The following is a 19,825-nucleotide window of genomic DNA, read 5'->3' on the forward strand; positions in this document are numbered from 1 at the left end:
GGCTGAGTCGGCTGAGAGGGCTGAGTCGGCTGAGTCGGCGGGCGAGACGGGGCATCCGGTTGTCTCCATCGTCATCGTCACCTTCAACAGTGCTTCAGTACTCGCCGAATGTCTGTCAGCCCTGCCCGCGGCCTGCGGACGGGTGCCGGTGGAGACTCTTGTCGTCGACAACGGCTCAAGGGACTCGACGCGGGAAGTCGCTCGCGCGGCCGGCGGTGTCCGGGTCCTGTCGACCGGGGGCAACGTCGGCTACGCCGCGGCAATCAACCACGGCACGCGGGCGATGTCGCCGACCGTACGCGCCGTCCTGGTGCTGAACCCCGACATCCGGCTGCGTTCCGGCGCGGTGCCCGCGATGCTGCGGATGCTGGACGAACCAGGTACCGGCGTCGTGGCACCCAGGCTGCTGGGGCCGGCCGGGGAACCGGCGCTGTCGTTGCGCCGGGAGCCGTCCGTCAGCCGGGCCTGGGGGGAGGCGCTGCTCGGTGGCCGGGCCGGCCGGTGGCCCGTCCTGGGCGAGGTGGTGACCTCGCCGAACTCCTACGCCAGGCCGGTCACCGCCGACTGGGCGACCGGCGCCGCGCTCCTGATCTCCCGCCCCTGCGTCGACGCCGTGGGTGACTGGGACGAGCGGTACTTCCTCTATTCCGAGGAGACCGACTTCCTGCTGCGGGCCCGGGACATCGGCTTCCGGCTGCGGTACGCGCCGGACGCGGTGGGCGTTCATCTCGGCGGCGAGTCGGGCAGCTCACCGGCACTGTGGACGTTGCTCACGGCCAACCGGCTGCGGCTGTACCGGTCGCGGCACGGCGTGGCCGCGAGCACCGCGTTCGCCGCCGGGATCGTGACCGGTGAGCTGGTGCGGGCCGCGTCCGGGCGGGCGACGAGCAGGGCGGCGCTGGCGGGGCTGCTCACCGCGAGCCAGCCGCGGCTGGTGGCCCGGGCCGGAGGTGAGGGGCCGGCGTCCGCGTCGTGGTCCGGGCGGCGTGCCCGGCTGGCGGTCCTCACCGACCGGATCCCCGCCGTGGTCTCCCTCCCGATCGGCGTCGGCGCCTCCCGGGCGCCCGCGGCCGGGCGGTTCACCGGGCAGGCGGGACGTGGGCCCGGCGGTTCGGGTGGTGCCGCCGGCTCGGGCGGCAGCGGGGGCTCGGGCGCCGGCGGGGGCGCGGGTGCCATCGAGCCGCCCATCGTGTGCTTCTCCGGCCAGGACTGGTGGTACCACAACCGGGCGCATTCCGATTTCCAGCTCATGACCAGGATCGCCGCCCGGCGCCCGGTGCTGTTCGTCAACAGCCTGGCCGTCCGCATGCCATTGCCGGGTCGCAGCACCCAGCCGCTGCGGCGCATTCTCCGAAAGGCGCGGAGCATCTCCCGCGGGGTGCGGACACCGCGAGCGGAACTCCCGGACTTCCACGTTCTCTCGCCGGTGCTGCTGCCTCTCTACGGCAGCCGGACCGGTCGCGCGGTGAATGCCTGGCTCGTTCGCCGACAGGTCACCGCGGTCGCCCGCCGGCTCGGCCTGGATAATCCGTCCTATTTCGTGACGATGCCGACCGCCTGGGACGCGGTGCGCCCCCTTCCGCGGGCTGGTCTTCTGTACAACAGGTCCGACAAGCACTCCGAATTCACCGAAAGCAACGGTGCGGTGGTGGGTGCGCTGGAGGACGAGCTGATGCGGCACAGCGACCGGGTTCTGTACGTCAGCCACGAACTCATGAACCGCGACGCCGCCGTGGTGGGCGAGCGGGCGCACTTCCTCGGTCACGGGGTCGACCTCGACCATTTCAGCGCCGCGGCCGCCGGTCCCGCCCCGGCTGACATCGCGGATGTCCCGGGGCCGCGGATCGGCTTCTTCGGCGGGCTGGACGACTACACCGTCGACTTCGACCTGCTGGAACGGGTCGCCGCGGAGATCCCGACCGCGAGCCTGGTCCTGATCGGCGACGCGACCTGTTCGATGCGCCGGTTCGACGCCTACCCGAACGTGCACTGGCTGGGCTTCCGGCCCTACGAGACGATCCCGTCCTACGGCCTCGCCTTCGATGTGGCGATCATGCCCTGGCTGCGCAACGAGTGGATCCGGTTCTGCAATCCCATCAAACTGAAGGAGTACCTGGCGCTCGGGCTGCCCGTGGTGACCACGGACTACCCGCAGATCGCCGGCGACCGCGGCGTCGTGCGGGTGGCCGCCAGTCCCGAGGAATTCGTCCAGATGGTTCGGGAGACGATCGCCGACGGTGGTCCCGGTGACCCGGTCAGCCGGCGCAGGCACGTCGAGCGGGACTCCTGGGACGCGCGGACCGACGAGCTCCTGGAGCTCATTGACAAGATCGCGGGAGAGCCGGAACCCGGGCCGGCCGGGCGGCGGCGGGTCACCGGCCTGAGACGTCGGCTGTCGCCGGGCGGGCTGTCGGGCCGGCAGCCGAACCGGCGGCCGAACCGGCGGCCGGGCGGGGTCGGCTGATGTGCGGGATAGCGGGCGTCCTGCGCTTCGACGGTGAGCCGGTCGACCCGGCGTTGCTGTCAACGATGACCGGCCTGCTCACGCACCGGGGGCCGGACGCGGAGGGCTTCTGGCGCGCCGGGCCGGTCGGCTTCGGGCACCGGCGACTGTCGATCATTGACCTCGCGGGCAGCGCCCAGCCGATGGCCTCCGCCGACGAGCGCCACCACATCTGCTTCAACGGCGAGATCTTCAACTACCGGCAGCTGCGCGAGCGGATGTCGTACCCCTTCCGCACCGGCGGCGACACCGAGGTCGCGCTCGCGATGTTCGCCACGAAGGGAGCCGAGGGCCTGCGCAGCCTCGCCGGCCAGTTCGCCTTCGCCGTCCACGAGGCGGACAGCGGCCGGGTGACGCTGGTACGCGACCGCCTGGGCGTGCTTCCGCTGTACTACCACGTCGACGGCACGCAGCTGGTCTTCGCCTCCGAGATCAAAGCGATCCTGCCGGCGCTGACGAAGTCGCCGGGCGTGGACCTGCTCTCGGTGGTGGACTACCTGGCGGGCCGTTCGGTGCCGGCGCCCGCGACCCTGTTCGAGGGGATCCGCAAGCTGCTCCCCGGGCACCTGCTCACCGCGACGAGGGACGGCCGGACGGAGCTCAGGCGCTACTGGTCGCCGCCACACCCCGCCGAGGCGTGGCCGGTCGGACCCGAGCGGGCGGTCGAACTGGTCGACACCGCGTTGCGGCGGGCGGTGGAGCGCGCGACCGTCGCCGACACCCCGGTGGGCGCCTACCTGTCCGGCGGCGTCGACTCCAGCCTGGTGACCGCGCTCATGACCAGGCAGACCGACGAGCCCGTCCACACGTTCTCCGTCGGCTTCGGCCCGGGGCCCAACGACGAGCTGCCGATGGCCCGCCTCGTCAGCGGGCAGTTCGGCACCCGCCATCACGAGATCGAGGTCAGGCCGAGCGACTTCGTCGACCTGTGGCCGACCCTGACCTGGCACCGGGACGCTCCCGTCTCCGAACCGGCGGATATCGCCGTGCACCGGCTCGCCCAGCTCGCCCGGGAGCACGTGCGCGTCGTCCTGTCCGGCGAGGGCGCCGACGAGCTGTTCGGCGGCTATCCCAAGTACCGGCTCGCCGGGCTGACGTCCCGCATCGGCGTCCTCCCGTCCTGGCTGCGGGGGCCGGCGTTCGACCGGGCCCAGCAGGCACTGCCGGCGGGTGCGCACCGGCTGCGGATCGCCCTGCGGGCGCTGGGGGAGACCGACGTGCCCAGCCGGCGGGACGGCTGGTTCGCACCGTTCACCGAGCGCGAGCGGCTCCGCCTGCTGGGCGCCGCCAGGGGGGAACCCGGCCGCCTGCTGCCGGGACGGCACAACGATCCGCTGCGCGGCATGCTCGAGGCCGACCTCCTCGGCTGGCTGCCGGACAACCTGCTCGAGCGCGGGGACCGGATGACCATGGCCGCCTCGGTGGAGATGCGCCCGCCGCTGCTTGACCACGAGCTCGTCGAACTGGCCTTCCGGCTGCCCTCCGATGTGAAGGTGCGCAACGGCCGCGGCAAGTGGGTGCTCAAGGAGGTGGCGCGCCGCTACCTGCCGGCGCAGATCGTCGACCGGCCGAAGGTCGGTTTCCGGGTCCCGCTGGACAGCTGGTTCCGCGGTGACCTCTCCAAGCTCGCCACGGAGATGCTGACCGGCCGCGACTCGTTCGTCGGCGAGCTGCTCGGAGTGGCGCCCGTCCGGGAGCTGCTGACCGGGCATGCCCAGGGCCGGCGCAACGAGGAGATCCGGATCTGGACGCTGCTGTGCCTGGAGGTCTGGCACGAGGTCTTCTTCCGGCGACCTGTCCAGACCCGGCCGACGGGGCCCCGGGGAGTGGGGCTGTGAGCGACGCCGGCCGCGGCCCGGGTTCGGTGCGCGCGAGTGTGGTGATCCCGGCGCACAACGAGGCACGGGTGATCGGGCGCCTCCTCACGGGGATCGTCGGGAGCGCCGGCGGCGGGTGCTTCGAGGTGATCGTCGTGTGCAACGGGTGCACGGACGGCACCGAGGAGATAGCGGCCTCCTTCGGCCCGGGTGTGCGGGTGCTGAGCACCGACATCCCGTCAAAGATCAATGCGTTGCGGATGGGGAACGCCGCCACGGACGTCTTCCCGCGGATCTACGTCGATGCCGATGTCGAGATCGACCGGGAGGGCCTGCTCGCGCTGGCCGACGCCGTCGACGGCGGTGGCTACCTCGCCGCGTCCCCGGAGCGCATGCTGCACCTCGCCGGTTCGCCCTGGCTGGTGCGGTCCTACTACGCGGTGTGGTCCCAGCTGCCGGTGGTGTCGAACGGGCTGGTCGGCCGGGGTGTGGTCGCGGTGAGCCGGCTGGGCTACCAGCGCATCGCCGCCCTGCCCGACGTCGTCAACGACGACCTTTACCTCCACCTGGCCTTCGAGCCCTCCGAGCGAACGGTGGTGCGCGCGGCCTGTTCGACGGTGCGGCCCCCGCGCCGGGTCGCGGACCTGCTGCGCCGCCGCGCCCGGGCCTCCATGGGCAACGCCGAGCAGGCGCACTCGCGGCCCCGCGGTGGGGCCGCCGCGAACCTCCGGGTCGTCGCCGGGATCCTCCGCGGCCACCCCGGTCAGGTTCCGACGGTGGCGGGGTTTCTCGTCGTCACCGCGGGTGGGCGGCTGTGGGCGCGGGCGCATCGCCGCCGCGGCGGCCCGGTCACCTGGCTGCGGGACAACAGCAGCCGGGCCTGACCGTCCGGATGTGACGACGAACAGCGCCCGGGGCGGGGATCACCGCGCGGCGCGGGGCGGAAGGTCGCGAACCCGGCGGGCCGGGACTCCGGCGTAGACCCCGTCCGCCGCGCAGTCCGCGGTGACCACGGCACCCGCGGCGATCACGCATCCGTCCTGGATGGTGACCCCCGGCATGATCGTTNCCCGGGCCCCGATCCAGCAGCCGTCACCGATCACGATCGGGCGGCCGGCGAGCGCTCCGGCGCGGGACCGGCCGAGCCCCGGCTCATGGGTGCTCGTGCACAGCAGCACCTGCATGCCCAGGTGACAGTCGGCGCCGATCGTGATGTCCGCGAGCGAGTCAAAAAAGCACCCGCGGTTGACGTAGGTACGCGGGCCGATGGAGACATTCCGGCCGCCGAACCAGCACCCGGGGGAGATCGCGGCTCCGGACACCCGCAGGCCGGTTCGGTGCAGCAGCCGCACCCGCAGCGGCCGGGGGGCGACCGGCGTGGCGAGCGCGCCGTTGAGGACCACATCGCGGACCATCTCGCGGGCGACCTGGCGAGCCCGGGTGAGGCGGGGTGGCACGTCTGCCGGAGGCATGTCTGCCGGGGCGGCCAGGCCGCCGGATTGCGAGACGGCCTCGCCGCCCGGCGCGCCGCCGTCCGGCGCGCTGTCGTCAGCGTCGGGCTGGGTCAACGCGGTCAACGTGTAGTCCTTCCGTGCTCCGCTCGTGTGCTCCGTGGTCCGGCCGTGTGCTCTGCGCTCCGGGTCGGCGCCTTCGTCAGCCGCCAGGCCGCCCCGCAGCAGCCGAGCAGGAGGAAGGTCAGGCTGGCGATCAGCGAGAAGCTCATCGCGTCGAAGGTCACGTAACTGAGCATCACCGCGAACACGCTGGCGGTCAGCGCGCGGATGAGGTCCCGGGAGCGCTGGTCGGGCGCCCGCCGCAGCGCGATCACCACGCAGACCAGGGGAACCACGAACAGCAGGATGAGTGCGACCAGGCCGACCGCGCCGATCTCGACCAGACCGCCCAGGAACTGGTTGTCGAGGGTGCGGTAGATGTCCGGCAGGAAGGTGCGGAAGCCGCGGCCGAACAGCGGCGCCTGGTCGAAGTAGTAGCCGACGGTCGCGTAGTCGCTGGTCCGGCCGGAGGTGCTCGGGTCGTTCGCGATCCCGGAGAACATGCTGCGCACGGTGCCCAGCAGCCCNGGAACGGCCAGTCGCATGAGAACCAGGAAGACCGGCGCGATGATGAGCGCCCGCAGGCGCACCCGGGCGGGCCAGCCGGTGAACAGCACGATGATGGTGACCATCGCGGCGAGCAGGCCGCTGCGGGACAGCGTCATCGGCAACGCGGCCATCAGCATGATCACGCCACCCCAGCGCAGCCGGCCGCGCAGGCGGCTGGCGGCGGGCTGCAGCGCGAAGTGGAACGCGAACGGCAGGATGGCCGCGAAGACCACGCCGGCCTCGATCGGATGGCTAGCGGTCGCCTTGATCCGGACGAAGTCCGACCGGGTGCTCAGCTCGTCGAAGTCGGCGACCGCCTGCAGGCCGGGCGGGCGGAGGGCGGCCAGCGGGTTGAAGCCGGTGTAGAACTGCACCAGCCCGAGCAGGCCGAGCAGGCCGCCGCCGATGGCCAGCCGCCGCAGCAGGGTCTCCAGCCGGTCGAGGCTGGTCACACCGTCACAGGCGAGCAGCATGACGCCCAGCCAGCACAGGGTGGCGATGAGGCCTCGGTCAGCCGCGCGGATCTCCACCGCGGACGTCACCCGGACGTTCGAGGCGGTGTAGCTGAGGAGCACCACGATCAGGAAGAGCAGCCCCGTGGTACGGACCGGGTTCGCCTCCCGGGCCAGGCCCAGCGCGGGATGCAGGCGGCCGCCGAGCCAGTACAGCAGGCCGACGAGGCCGATGAGGTTCGCCGGGGTCGCGGCGGAGCCGAGCGAGCCGATGACCAACTGGGCGGACAGGCCGAGCAGCAGCACCACGAAGACCGTGAGCAGGCTGACCACGTCCAGGTTGGCGAGCGGTCGCAGCAAGGCCACCAGCGCCGGCCCCGCCGTGCCAGGCGGGCCGGGCACGGCCGGGCCGCGGAGGCCGGATGTCGCCTGGGTGCGATCCGCGCCGGCCGGCCAGCCGGGGGAGCGCACCGAACTCTGGTCTCCGCGGCCGAGCCGGTTCCCCGTGGCCGCGCCGGCCGGCGAGATCCTCGAAGTGCCGGTGGTCATGAAAGTCGATCGGTGCCCAACGGCCGGCGGTCGAAGACCGACTCGGTGCCGTCGTCAGGCGCGTTCGGTCTCCGCAGCGGGATCCGGTAGGTGCGTTCGGTGTCGTTCTCCGAGCGCTTCTGCGGCGCGGGCTCGAAGATGTTCGGCTGGTCGGCCGCCGGGCGTTCCCGGCGCTCGTCCCGCGTCGGCCGGGCGGCCGGCGGGGCGTCCCGGTCGTTCCGATCGGCCGTGGCGCGGGCGGGCGTGGCGCGATCGGCCGTGGCCGGCCGCGAAGCACGGGACACGTCTTCGTAGCCCGGCCGCTCCGGGCGGTCGGAGCGCTCGGGACGGTCCGGGCGCGCGGGGTAGCCGAGGTGGTCGGCGTAGTCCGGACGTTCGGACCGGCCAGGGCGGTCGGGATAGCCCAGACCGTCGGCGGGCTCGGGCGGGCCGGGGCGGCCGGCATCCCCGCCGGGTGGTGCCGGAACGGCGGCGGCCGGTCGCGGGGACCGGAACCGGTCGAACAGCAGAACACCCAGGAAGGTGAACAGTGAGCACACCGCGAGCGCGAGCACGGCACGGGTGTAACGGGCCTTCTGGTTCACCGTCACCAGCGGCGACTGGGTGATCTTGTTGAGGACGAACCAGGAGGAGCGCGGAGCACCGCCCTTCTGCTGCTCCTCGTCCAGGATCGCACCCAGTCTGGTGACCACGTAGTTGACGGTGGTCACGACCGCGGCCCGGTCCGGCCCCTTTGCCTGCACGTTCAGAACAGGGCCGGCGGCGTCGGTGGGGATGCCCACCATGTAGCCCGCGGTGGCCCCCTGCGCCGCGGCCTCGTCGACCGCCTCGGCGGTGCTCACCAGTCGGCTGAGCACTTCCGCGGTGATCCGCAGCGCCTGCCCGAAACCCAGGTACGGATTGTCGACCTTGCCGGTGTCCGCCGACGTGGCCGAGGGCAGCAGGAAGACCTGGGCTGACCCCTCATAACTGACGGGAGTGGCGACGTAGCCGCCGATGGCGGCCACCAGGGTGACGATGACGCCCACGGCGGTGAGCCGCCACCGGCGAAGCAGAATGGCGAGCGGTCCGTTCAGCTGCATCGCGTGTTCCCCTCGGTTCCGGGCCGGAAAGCGGTGCCGGTCCGGAAGGCCTGGGCTTCCGAGAACGGGCGAGGCNGCGGTGGCCTCCGGGCACGGGGGTTGGCGCGGCCTGATCCAGGTGGCGCACACCAGCCGCGGCCCGGTCTTGCCGAGCGCAGGATTCCGATTCGAGAAAGCAAGAGAATACCCCCCCAGTTCCCAGGGTCACACGCCGCCGCCGACGGCATATGGGCGTGGGAAAGCCGCCTGGCAGGCGCGCAGGCTGTCAACACGTCGTCGTTACCCGAAGCGGTTGCGGTTCGGTGCCGCCGGGCGCTCATCCGCCGGCCGCTCATCCCCGGGGCGCTCATCGGAGCCGCGCTCGCCGGGCACTGGTTCCCACGGCCGCGGCCGAGATGGCGGTGACCAGCAGGACGCCAACGGCGGCTCGGGGGCGGCTGCCGCCCGCGTAGGAGGCCGGACCCGCCAGGCTGGTGGTCTCCCGGTTGCCTCGCGGCAGCGGCACCAACACGATGCGCTTGCCCGTGGGAATTCCATCCTGCCAGCGCTCGAGCTGCTCCGACAGCCGGCTCACCACCGCGCTGACGGTGTTGCGAGCCATCGTGCCGTCACTGTCCGCGGCGACGATATTGATGATTGTGCTTCGGTCGATGACATCCGCGAAGGGCTCGGTGCTGTTCCGGGAGAAGGCGAGCTGAAAACTGCTCAGTACACCCGGGCCCAGCGCTCCCGGCCGGGTCAGCTCGGAACGCGCATAGTAGATCAGCAGCTCACCGGCGAACTGGGCGTTCGCCGCATCGTCGCGGCCCTCGTCCACCCGGAGCACAACCGCCAGGCTCGCGGCCTGTGGGGGCGGGCGCAGGAAAAGCGTGACCGCGCCCAACATCGCTCCGGCTGCCAGTACGGCAGCCAGCACAATTCGGGCCCGCCCCATTCCCGTCCCCCCATGGCGCCCTCGCCGGTTGGCGCCGGGCGGATGTAATCGGCTCCCGAGAGCTTCGCACGGCCGGAGCCGATGGCGCCCCCAGCCGCGGAGATCCGGATCCTGTTGGAGACGGCCGACATCATCCCCCGCCGGCCACCACCATAGGGCAGCTACCGCGGGTACCTGTCAGCCGGCTGTCCCGGGCTCGGGCTGTCTCGGTTACCATCAGCCGCGCATTCGTTGGCACGGATGTTCAATCGGGAGGGGGACCGATGAGCTTCGCCGTGCGTGTACCCGACCTGTCGGCAGCGACACAGTGGCGTGAATTCGTCACCGTGTGTGCGACGAACCGTTGGGATGGCGTCAAGCTACACGACCGATCGCTTACCGAACAGCTGGCCCGGCACGTTCCCGTGCTGTACGTCGACCCGCCTGTCTCACCGGCGACGCCGGGCCGGCGGCCGGACATCGCCCGGCCGACGGCGCCGCGGGTGCGGATGCTGGGCGACAACCTGGCGCACCTGGCCCCGGTGGTGCTGCCCGGCCTGCGGCGGCAGGGGGTCGCCCCCGCGAACGCCGAGATCGTGCGCCGGCAGATCCGGCGAGCCGTCCGTGACCTCGCCGCGGCGGCCGCGAGCCCGGCCGCGAGCCCGGCCGCCGCGCTGGTCGAGGCGGACGTGCTGCTGCCGGCCTTCGGAGCCGCGCGGGAGCGGCTGCGCGTCTACTGGGCACAGGACGACTACGCCGGGGGCGCGGCCCTGCTCGGCCTGGATCCGGTGCGGGTGCAGGTCGCGGAGGTGAAGGTGGCCGCGAAGGCGGATGTCGTCATCGCGGCCAGCCCGGTCGTCCACGCGAAACTGGCCGCGCTGGGCGCGGATCCCCTGCTGATTCCCTACGGTTGCGATCCGGATGCCTTCGCGGGCGTCGAGTCCGCGCCCGTGCCGGAGGACGTGCGCCTGCCGGGCCCGGTGGCCGGACTCGTCGGCCATATCAATGCGCGAATTGATCTGAGTCTGTTGGAAGCGGTCGCCGACACCGGGAATTCGCTGCTGCTGGTCGGCCCCATAGACCCGGCCTTCGAACCGGGTCGGATGCGTGCCCTGCTGGCCCGGGAGAACGTGCTCTCGGTCGGGCGGAAGCCGGCGGAGGAGCTGCCGGGCTATCTGCGGACCATCGACGTCGGCCTCGTGCCGTACGCCGACACGCCCTTCAATCGTGGTAGTTTCCCGCTCAAGACCCTTGAGTACCTCGCAGCCGGGCGGGCGGCTGTCTCGACGGATCTGCCGGCCACCCGGTGGTTGGATTCGTCGTTGATAGTCACCGCCACCACTCCGCCGGATTTCGCGGCGGCGGTCACCGCGGAGCTGCAACGCGAGCGGTCCGGCCAGCTGGCCGCCGCCCGCCGCGCGTTCGCGGAATGCCATAGCTGGGGGCGCCGGGCCGCGGATTTCGCAGCGGCAATCCGGGTTGCCCGACATGACGGTTCTGTGTCCATTTCCGGGGGGGACCGACCGGGAGGCACGCAATGACCGCGAACGATACCTGGAGCGATTTCCAGACGGCCGAGCGAACGCCCGGCGGAACCGAACCGGAGTCGGAGCCGGAGTCGGAGCCGGAGCCCGTACCAGCGTCTGGCCTGGAACCGGGATCGGTGACAGGCCCGCTGGTGGATCCGGGGACGGGTCAGTTGACGGTGGGCCCGGGGACGGGTCCGGTGGCGAACCCCCAGCCGGGGCCGGTGGCGGGTCCGGGAACGGGCCCGTTGGTGACCGGCCCGGGGACAGGAGCGCTGGCGGAACCGGGAACGGCGCGGCCCGCCCAGCCGGCGTCCGGATCCGGTGGTGGCCGTCGCGGCCGGCGCCGCGCGCCGCGCGCCGCGCGCCCGGCTCGGAGACCGCGCCGGAATCTGACGATAGTGCTGGTCGTGGCGCTGGTTGCCGGCCTGACCGGCCTTGTGGTCGGGCTGCGAGCCAGCTCGAGCAGCCTGAACATCTCCGCGGCGGGCCGGTCGGGCAGCGGTTCCGGCGGCCCGATCAGCCTGTGGAGTGGCCGGGGCACCCTGGCGGTCGAGGTAAGTCCGGACACCCGCCGGGTGGTGCTGGGGCTGCGGTTCCGCGTCGAGGTGTCCGGTGAGATCTCCGCGCTGCGGGTCTACCGTCCCCGCGCCGGCGGNGGGCCGAGCGCCGGCACCCTGTGGTCCTCGGACGGGCGGCTGCTCAGCACGCTCACGGTTGCCGACAGTGATCGCCCCGGGTGGCGGCGCGGGGTCTTCGACCGTCCGGTCGCGGTGCAGGCGGGGCGGACCTATGTCGCCGCCTACCAGGTAGAAACCGGCTCCTATGTCGACCAGGTCGACTATTTCAAGGGCAATCAGGTGCGCCGGGTCGGCCCGCTTGTGGGGCTGGCCGGGGTGTACACCTACCGCGCGTCCGCCTTCCCCACCGAGATCTGGCAGGACAGCAACTACTACGTGGACGTGGAGTTCCGGCCGGGTGCCCGGACAACCGGCGCGCCGGTGACCGTCCCGCCCTCGCAGGGGCCGAACGCGACCGCTCCCCCCGGCACTGAGCCGTCCGCCGCCCCCTCCGTTGGGTCGACGGCCCCCGGAGCGGAGGTGTCAACCGCTCCCGAAGCCGGTGCTACGGGTGCCGGTGACGTGGGTTCCGGCGGGACCGGGTCCGCCGGGGCGGGCTCGGGCTCGGTCGGGACCGGCTCCGGGGGGACGGGTTCCAGCGGAACCGGCTCCGCGGACGTGCCGTCCGGCTCCGGTGGTGGAGTTCCGAGCGGAGGCTGGCCGGGGCCNGGCAACACAGGTGTCCGGGCCGGCGTGACGCTCACCCCGTCCGGCTCGATCACGGTGACCAAGGACAACACGGTGATCAGCAACCTGGACGTCAAGGGAACGATCACCGTGCGTGCCCGTAACGTGACCATCCGGAACGTGCGGGTGCACGGCTGTGGTGATGGCGGTGCCATCAACGTCGGTTACATGCAGGACAGGGCCGGTCCCACCCTGATCGAGGATGTCGAGGTCAGCGGGGACGGCCTGGCGTGTGACCGGTCCGGCATCGGAAACGCGAACATGACCATCCGGCGCGCGAACATCCACGGCTTCCGGGCAGGTATCTACTCCGATGGCAGCACTGTGGTCGAGGGCAGCTGGGTGCACGACCTCTACTCCAACCAGTCGTCCCACATGGACGGATTCCTGTCGAACGGTGGCTCGAACCTGACCCTCATCGGCAACACGATCGAATGTGCCGTGCCGGACGGAAACGACTACTGCTCGGGCGCGGTCNGGCTGTTCGGTGACTTCGCGCCCATCCAGAACGTGTTGATTCAACGTAATCTCTTCAACACGCAGGGCGCTTACTGCGTGTACGGCGGGTCTGGCGAGCAGAAGCCGTTCCCGGTCGCCAGCAACGTGCGCATCCTGGACAACACCTTCGGTCGCCGATACCACCCCAAATGCGGGACGTACGGGACGATCGCAGGATTCGTGCGCAGTGGCGGAAACGTGCTCTCCGGGAACGTGTGGGCCGACACGGGTGCGGCAGTGACTCTCTGACCTGACCTGCTCACGCGAGGTGGGTGGCGCTTGGCGCCACCCACCTCGTTGCGTTGGGCGACCGAGCGCCGAAAAAGCAACGTATAAACAACCCATCCACCGGAAGACGCCCCTGTTTGCTCGCGGCAGGCATGGGCGCTAACGTGTCAAGTCGCCACAGGGGCACTTACGGGGGTAACGTGCCGCTTGGCCCTGGGGGGTCCAAAATGGGTGTCATCTTCTGTCCGCCGCGGCGTTTCCGGCCAGCCTTCGGCCAGCCGCCGGCGTTCCACTGCCGCGTGCCGGCCGGCACGGGGTCTCGGCACGCGTCCGCCACCGGGCGCACGGTCGCCCGGGGCCGGTCGAACCGCTGACGGAGATCACCCGTCACACTTCGGTAACAGCCTCCCCCAACTCCAGGAACTGCCATCCGGCCAAACCTGACCCGTGGGCCGGGCGAGGACGGGTAACCCGTCCGAAAATCGGGAGATCGAGATGCATTCTCGTCGGCGCGTGGTCAGCCTGTGGCGTCACCGGGCGGCCCCGCCGCCGCGCCGCCGCGGCATCTCGGCACTCGCCCGCGCGACCGCGCACGCGCCGGGGCGAGTCGCCGCGCTGACGATGATGGTGGCGGTCGCTCTCGTCGGGCTGACCGTGCTGCCCGGGCACCCGACGCTGCCGGCCGCCCAGGCCGCCGGCCCGTGTGACCCTCCCGTGAACCCGATCGTCTGTGAGAACAGCCTGCCGGGCTCCCCGCCGTCCGAATGGCGCCTGTCCGGCGCCGGCGACCCGAGCATTCAGGGTTTCGGCACGCAGATCAGCGTGAACAAGGGCGAGACCATCCGCTTCAAGGTGAAGACGGACGCCTCGGCCTACCGCATCGACATCTTCCGGATGGGCTACTACCAGGGCAACGNGGCCCGCAAGGTCGACAGCATCACGCCGAGCGCGTCCCTGCCGCAGATTCAGCCGGCCTGCTACACGGACAACACGACGCACCTCGTCGACTGCGGCAACTGGGCCGAGTCCGCGTCCTGGGCGGNGCCCTCGACCGCCGTCTCCGGTATCTACTTCGCGATCCTCCACCGGCTGGACACCGGCGGTGAAGGACAGATCACCTGGGTCGTCCGGGACGACTCCAGTCACAGCGACATCCTGGTGCAGGCGTCCGACACGTCCTGGCAGGCGTACAACTGCTACGGCGGGTACAGCCTCTACGAGCTCGGCGCGGACTGCCACCAGGCGAAGAAGGTCAGTTACAACCGCCCGTTCGCGACCCCGCAGAACAAGTTCCAGGACTGGGTACTCAGCGCCGAATACCCGATGATCCGGTTCCTGGAGTCGAACGGGTACGACCTGAGCTACACCAGCGGCATCGACGGCGACAAGTCCGGCGCGCCGATGCTCAACCACCGGGTCTTCATGTCCTCCGGCCACGACGAGTACTGGTCGGGTAAGCAGCGGACCCACGTGGAGCAGGCGCGCGACGCCGGGGTCAACCTGGCCTTCTTCTCCGGCAACGAGGTCTACTGGAAGGTCCGCTGGGAGAAGAGCATCGACGGCTCCGGCCAGGAGTACCGGACGATGGTCTGCTACAAGGAGTCGCGGGACAACGCCAAGACGGACCCGTCCAGCGAGTGGACCGGCACCTGGCGGGACACCCGCTTCTCGCCGCCGTCGGACGCCGGCAAGCCGGAGAACGCGCTGACCGGCACCTACTGGGTCGTGCAGAGCGACTACCACGCGATCAAGGTGCCGGCCGAGGACGGCAAGATGCGCTTCTGGCGCAACACCGGTGTCGACAAGCTGGCTCCCGGCCAGGTGGCCACGCTCGCGTCGAGCACGCTGGCCTACGAGTGGGACACCGACATCGACAACGGCTTCCGGCCGGCCGGGCTGTTCCAGGTCGCCCACTCGGATGTGGCGGACGCGACGTCGGTGGTCAAGGACGCCTACGGCAATGTCGTCCAGCCGGGCCAGGCGACCCACGCGATGACCATGTACCGGGCGCCCAGCGGCGCCCTGGTGTTCGGGGCCGGCACCATCCAGTGGTCCTGGGGCCTGGACGAGGCCAACCCCGACAACACTCAGCCGGACTCCCGGATGCGGCAGGCTACCGTCAACCTGCTCGCCGACATGAGTGCCCAGCCCAGGACGCTCCTCCCGGGCCTGAGCCTGGCGACGAAGTCGACCGACACCACCGGCCCCACCGCCACGATCACCTCGCCGGCCGGCGGGGCCGCGCACGCGAACGGCGCGACCGTCACCGTCACCGGGAAGGCGGCCGACTCCGGCGGCGGTGTCGTCGGCGGCGTCGAGATCTCGATGGACGGCGGGGCCAGCTGGCACCCGGCCAAGGGCCGCGAGTCCTGGACCTACACCGGCACGGCCGTCGGCGTGGGGGCGGTGGCTATCAAGGTCCGGGCCACCGACGACAGCGGCAACATCGGCCCGGTCACCCAGGTCGCGACCACGGTCTCCTGCCCCTGCACGATCTTCCCGACCGATGCCGTCCCCGCCAATCCGTCGACCAACGACGGCTCAGCGATCACCGTGGGCGTCAAGTTCACCTCGACCATGGACGGCTCGATCACCGGCGCCNGCTTCTACAAGGGCGCCGGCAACACCGGCACGCACACCGCGACGCTGTGGACGGGCGACGGCACGCTGCTGGCCAGCGGGACGTTCGCCGACGAGACCGCCAGCGGCTGGCAGACGGTCGCCTTCCCCCAGGCGGTCGGTGTCTCCAAGGACACCACCTATGTGATCGCCTACCACGCGCCGTCCGGTCACTACGCGGCCGACGCCGACTACTTCACCAACGCCGGCACCACCGGACTGCCGCTGAAGGCGCTGCCCGGCGGCCCCACCGCCGCCAACGGCGTGTACCGCTACGGCCCGGCCGGGCAGTTCCCGAACCAGTCGGTGACCCCGACCGTCGGCCAGCTCAACTCCGCCTGGAACTACTGGGTGGACGCGATCTTCTCGGACGCCTCCGCCGCCGATGTGACGCCGCCGGCGGTGGCGACGCGGACACCCGCGTCCGCCGCCACGAACGTCGACCCGGCGACCACGGTCTCGGCCACCTTCTCCGAGGAGATCACCGCCAACAGCGCGTCGCTGGTCCTCCGGGACGCGGCCAACGTGGTGATCCCCTCGACGGTCGCCTACAGCGCCCAGGACCGACGGATCACGCTGACCCCGAGCGCGACGCTGACCAGCGGAAGCACGTACACCGCGGTGCTGTCCGGCGCCAGCGACGCCGCCGGCAACGTCATGAGCCCGGTGTCCTGGTCGTTCACCACCGCCGGCCCGCGCACCTGCCCCTGCACGATCTGGGACGCCTCCGCGGCCCCGGCGGTGCCCGCGAGCACCGACCCGGCCGCGATCGAGCTCGGGGTGAAGTTCCAGCCGACCACCAACGGCTGGATCTACGGTGTGCGCTTCTACAAGGGCCCCGGCAACACCGGCACCCACGTCGGTTCGCTGTGGGACTCCGCCGGGACGAGGCTGGCCTCGGTGACCTTCACCGGTGAGTCGGCGACCGGCTGGCAGCAGGCCGCGGTGTGGCCTCCGGTCGCGGTGACCGCGGGCACGACCTACACGGCGTCCTACTACGCGCCGGCGGGCCACTACGCGTACACCAACGGGGCCTTCTCCACCGCCGGTGCCGGCACCGCGCCGATCAGGGCGCTGTCGAACACCGACGCGGGTGGGAACGGCGTCTACCGGTACGGCGCGAGTGGCTTCCCGACGAACACGGCCCAGGCCTCGAACTACTGGATCGACGTCGTCTTCGACACCGCCGCCCCCAGCGACTCGGTGCCGCCGGTGATCGCCGGGGTCAGCCCGTCGCCGGGCGCGACCGGGGTCGCCGCGGGCACACCGATCACCGCGACGTTCAGCGAGGCCGTGCAGCCGAGCAGCATCTCGATGGTGCTGAAGAACGCCGCGGGTGCCACCGTCGCCGGCGCCGTCAGCTATGACGCGCCGACCCAGACCGCCCGGTTCACCCCGAGCGCGTCGCTGGTCACCAGCGCGGCCTACACGGTGACCGTCTCCGGCGCGAAGGACCTCTTCGACAACGCGATGGCCGGGCCCGAGACGTGGACCTTCACGATGGCCGCGCCGGCCTGCCCGTGCACCGTGTTCGGCACGGCCACCCCGACCCAGATAGCCGGCGACTCGCAGGCGATCGAGGTCGGCATGAAGTTCCGGGTGGACCAGCCCGGCTACATCAGCGGGGTCCGGTTCTACAAGTCCACCGGGAACACCGGTACCCACCTGGGCAGCCTCTGGTCGGCGACGGGCACCCGCCTGGCGTTGGCCGTCTTCACCAACGAGACGGCCTCCGGCTGGCAGACGGTCTCCTTCCCCGCACCGGTGGCGGTGACGCCGGGAACCACCTATGTGGTCTCGTACCACACCAACACCGGCTACTACGCGAACACGGGGGGCTACTTCACCAGCCCGCCCGCGAGCGCGTCACCGATGGTCGTGCTGGCCAGCGGCGTGGACGGCCCCAACGGGCTCTATCTCTACGGCGGTACGGCGTTCCCGACGAACTCGTACCAGAACGCCAACTACTGGGTGGACCCGGTGTTCGTCCTGAACGGCACGCCGGACACCACCCCGCCGACGATCGCGAGCCGCAGCCCGGCGCCCGGCTCGACCTCCAACCAGACCTCCGGCCCGGTCACCGTCACCTTCAGCGAGCCGATCAACCCGTCGACGCTCGGCCTGACGCTCAAGGACGCGGCGAACAACACCGTGGCCGGCACGGTCAGCTACAGCTGGGAGACCTCGACAGCGACGCTGATCCCGGGCCAGGACCTGAGCTCCGGGCAGCCGTACACGGTGACCGTCGGCGCGAAGGACCTGGCCGGCAACGCGCTGGCGGCCACCTCCTGGTCGTTCACGCCGGTGGTCGCCTGCCCCTGCACGATCTTCCCGGAGACGGCGACGCCGGCCGTCGCCGCGGCTTCGGACGCGGCCCAGGTGGAACTCGGCGTCAAGTTCCGGACGGATCAGAACGGATACGTGACCGGGATCCGGTTCTACAAGGGCGCGACGAACACCGGGACCCACATCGGTCACCTGTGGGATGCGAGCGGTAACCTTCTTGCTGACGCGACCTTCACCAACGAATCGGCTTCGGGCTGGCAGCAGGTCCTCTTCAGCACCCCGGTGCAGGTGACGGCCGGCACCACCTACGTCGCCTCGTACAACTCCTCAGCCGGCCGCTACTCGTACACCGCGAACTACTTCGGCTCGACGACCACCAGGGCGCCCGTACGCGCGCTCGGTAACGGCGNCGACGGGCCGAACGGCGTGTACAAGTACGGGGCTTCCAGCTTCCCGAACGGCGACGGAGGCAAGAGCAACTACTGGGTCGACGTCGTGTTCACAGCAAGCCTGTCCTAGTGCCGTTCCGGAGGTGCCGCTCCGGGGCACTAGGTGCCAGGGCCCGGCCGGTCCGGGACGGGGCCACAGCACGGGCCGGTCAGCCCGGCCGTGGGCCCCGTCCGGCCGCGCGGCCGGCGGCCCTGGGCCCTGACCCGAGCGGAGAGCCATCGTGAAGATCCTGGTCTACCCCCATCACCTGGAGATCGGCGGAAGCCAGACCAACGCCATCGACCTCGCCACCGAGCTGCGGGACACGCACGGTCACGAGGTGGTGTTCTTCGCGACTCCGGGGCCGGCCGCGGCGCTGCTGCACGAGCGGAAGATCCGCCTGATCCCGGCGCCGGCGGCCTACGGGGCACCGTCGGCCCGGATGATCGCGGCACTCGTCCGCACCACCCTGGAACAGCGGCCCGACGTCGTCCACGCCTGGGACTGGCCGCAGTGCATCAACGCGCTGCTGGCCCTCGGGCCGCTCGGCGTGCCCTTCGCCGGCAGCGACATGAACAACCTGTCGGTCTCCGCGCACCTGCCGAAGGCGGTGCCCATGACCTTCGGGACGGAGGAGACCACCGACGTGGCCCGCACGCTGGGCCACCGCCGGGTCCTGCTGCTGGAGCCACCGGTCGACACCAGCCGGGACGACCCCGCGGCCGTGGACGGCGAGGCCGTCCGCAAGGAGCACGGCGTCGGCGGTGACGAGCTGCTGGTGGTCGCGGTCTCCAGACTGGTGGGCTGGCTGAAGCTGGAAGGCCTGATCCGCGGCATCGAGGCGGTCGGTGAGCTCGCGGCCGATCATCCGGTGCGTTTTCTCATCATCGGCTCCGGCACCGCCGAGGAGGATCTGCGGCGCCGCGCCGCGGTCGTGAACGAGAAGGCCGGGCGCCAGGTCGTCACCGTGCCGGGCCCGATGCTCGACCCGCGCGGGGCCTACGCGGCCGCCGACGTCGTGCTCGGCATGGGCGGCTCGGCCCTGCGCGGGCTGGCCTTCGGCAAGCCGGTGCTGCTCACCGGGGAGAAGGGCTTCTCCACCGTGGTCAGCGAGGACACCGTGACACCGCTGTTCTGGCGCGGCTACTACGGGGTCGGCGACGGGACCCCCTCCGATCTCGCGGGCCAGCTCGCCACCCTGCTCAACGACGCCGCGCTGCGCCGGAGCCTCGGCGGCTGGGCACGGGAGCTCGTCCTGGACCGCTATTCGCTGGCTGTCGGCGGACGCCGCCTCGACGGGTTTCTGACGGAGGCGGTGAACCAGCCGCCGGCGCGGCGGGACATCCTGCGGGACCTGGCCGCGGTCGCCCCGCGAGCCACCGCCAGCCGGGTGATCCCGGCCGCCGTCCGCGACCGGCTGCGCGGTGCTCCGGCCCCCACCAGCTGGGCGGACGTGGCCGTGGCGCGGGGCACGCAGGACAGCCCGCCGCCTGCCGGCGGCTGAGGCGCCGCAC

The 19,825-nt window shown here is 71.7% G+C and carries 8 protein-coding genes and 11 pseudogenes; 13 read left to right on the forward strand and 6 right to left on the reverse strand.

The features are described from left to right. Nucleotides 1-73 precede the first annotated feature (73 nt). From UG55_RS13700 to UG55_RS13710, 3 genes are read left to right on the forward strand one after another with little or no spacing between them, the layout of a single operon-like run. A complete protein-coding gene (locus tag UG55_RS13700; protein WP_396230902.1) occupies nucleotides 74-2,464 on the forward strand; it encodes a glycosyltransferase in 2,391 nt (796 codons plus the stop codon). After that, nucleotides 2,464-4,341, forward strand: coding sequence for an asparagine synthase (glutamine-hydrolyzing) (gene asnB, locus UG55_RS13705; RefSeq protein ID WP_066068010.1), 1,878 nt, complete (start codon nucleotides 2,464-2,466; stop codon nucleotides 4,339-4,341). Before UG55_RS13700 ends, asnB begins: the two co-directional genes overlap by 1 nt. Further along, nucleotides 4,338-5,204, forward strand: a complete 867-nt coding sequence (locus UG55_RS13710) for a glycosyltransferase family 2 protein (protein ID WP_066068013.1) — start codon at nucleotides 4,338-4,340, stop codon at nucleotides 5,202-5,204. The genes asnB and UG55_RS13710 overlap by 4 nt, the downstream gene beginning before the upstream one ends. A gap of 39 nt (nucleotides 5,205-5,243) precedes the next feature. Here UG55_RS13710 and UG55_RS36615 read toward each other — a convergent pair. The 6 genes and pseudogenes from UG55_RS36615 to UG55_RS13730 form a co-directional block, all read right to left on the reverse strand. Further along, nucleotides 5,244-5,388, reverse strand: a pseudogene (locus UG55_RS36615) (acyltransferase); the annotation flags it as partial. A 1-nt stretch (nucleotide 5,389) separates the two neighbouring features. Further along, nucleotides 5,390-5,792: pseudogene (locus UG55_RS46240) on the reverse strand (acyltransferase); the annotation flags it as partial. A 101-nt stretch (nucleotides 5,793-5,893) separates the two neighbouring features. Further along, nucleotides 5,894-6,400, reverse strand: a pseudogene (locus UG55_RS36620) (O-antigen polymerase); the annotation flags it as partial. Nucleotide 6,401: 1 nt separating this feature from the next. Then, nucleotides 6,402-7,423, reverse strand: a pseudogene (locus tag UG55_RS47230) (hypothetical protein); the annotation flags it as partial. Continuing rightward, nucleotides 7,420-8,505 carry a hypothetical protein gene (locus tag UG55_RS13725; RefSeq protein ID WP_066068018.1) on the reverse strand — a complete coding sequence of 362 codons (1,086 nt, stop codon included), beginning with the start codon at nucleotides 8,503-8,505 and terminating at the stop codon, nucleotides 7,420-7,422. The gene UG55_RS13725 and the pseudogene UG55_RS47230, both read right to left, overlap by 4 nt. Before the next feature lie 346 nt (nucleotides 8,506-8,851). Next, a complete protein-coding gene (locus tag UG55_RS13730) occupies nucleotides 8,852-9,421 on the reverse strand; it encodes a hypothetical protein (protein WP_157901513.1) in 570 nt (189 codons plus the stop codon). A 422-nt stretch (nucleotides 9,422-9,843) separates the two neighbouring features. Here UG55_RS13730 and UG55_RS13735 point away from each other — a divergent pair, with 422 nt between their 5' ends. From UG55_RS13735 to UG55_RS13750, 10 genes and pseudogenes are all read left to right on the forward strand, one after another. After that, on the forward strand, nucleotides 9,844-10,959 hold the full coding sequence (locus tag UG55_RS13735; RefSeq protein ID WP_128422985.1) for a glycosyltransferase: 1,116 nt from the start codon (nucleotides 9,844-9,846) through the stop codon (nucleotides 10,957-10,959). Next, nucleotides 10,956-11,602, forward strand: a pseudogene (locus UG55_RS47235) (hypothetical protein); the annotation flags it as partial. The gene UG55_RS13735 and the pseudogene UG55_RS47235, both read left to right, overlap by 4 nt. A gap of 1 nt (nucleotide 11,603) precedes the next feature. Continuing rightward, nucleotides 11,604-12,232 (forward strand): annotated as a pseudogene (locus tag UG55_RS47240) (DUF4082 domain-containing protein); the annotation flags it as partial. Nucleotides 12,233-12,257: 25 nt separating this feature from the next. Next, a pseudogene (locus tag UG55_RS30015) lies at nucleotides 12,258-12,728 on the forward strand (right-handed parallel beta-helix repeat-containing protein); the annotation flags it as partial. An 873-nt stretch (nucleotides 12,729-13,601) separates the two neighbouring features. Continuing rightward, a partial coding sequence (locus tag UG55_RS47245; RefSeq protein WP_396230903.1) for a hypothetical protein occupies nucleotides 13,602-13,893 on the forward strand: 292 nt, incomplete at its 3' end. 1 nt (nucleotide 13,894) lies between these two features. Beyond that, nucleotides 13,895-14,019 (forward strand): annotated as a pseudogene (locus UG55_RS47250) (hypothetical protein); the annotation flags it as partial. Nucleotide 14,020: 1 nt separating this feature from the next. Continuing rightward, nucleotides 14,021-15,578: pseudogene (locus UG55_RS47255) on the forward strand (N,N-dimethylformamidase beta subunit family domain-containing protein); the annotation flags it as partial. Between the two features lies 1 nt (nucleotide 15,579). Continuing rightward, nucleotides 15,580-18,291: pseudogene (locus UG55_RS47260) on the forward strand (DUF4082 domain-containing protein); the annotation flags it as partial. 1 nt (nucleotide 18,292) lies between these two features. Beyond that, nucleotides 18,293-18,401, forward strand: a pseudogene (locus tag UG55_RS47265) (hypothetical protein); the annotation flags it as partial. A gap of 151 nt (nucleotides 18,402-18,552) precedes the next feature. Next, nucleotides 18,553-19,815 carry a glycosyltransferase family 4 protein gene (locus UG55_RS13750; RefSeq protein ID WP_066068030.1) on the forward strand — a complete coding sequence of 421 codons (1,263 nt, stop codon included), beginning with the start codon at nucleotides 18,553-18,555 and terminating at the stop codon, nucleotides 19,813-19,815. Nucleotides 19,816-19,825: the final 10 nt, after the last annotated feature.

Origin of the sequence: Frankia sp. EI5c (assembly GCF_001636565.1) — a bacterium.
Classification (GTDB): Bacteria; Actinomycetota; Actinomycetes; order Frankiales; family Frankiaceae; genus Parafrankia.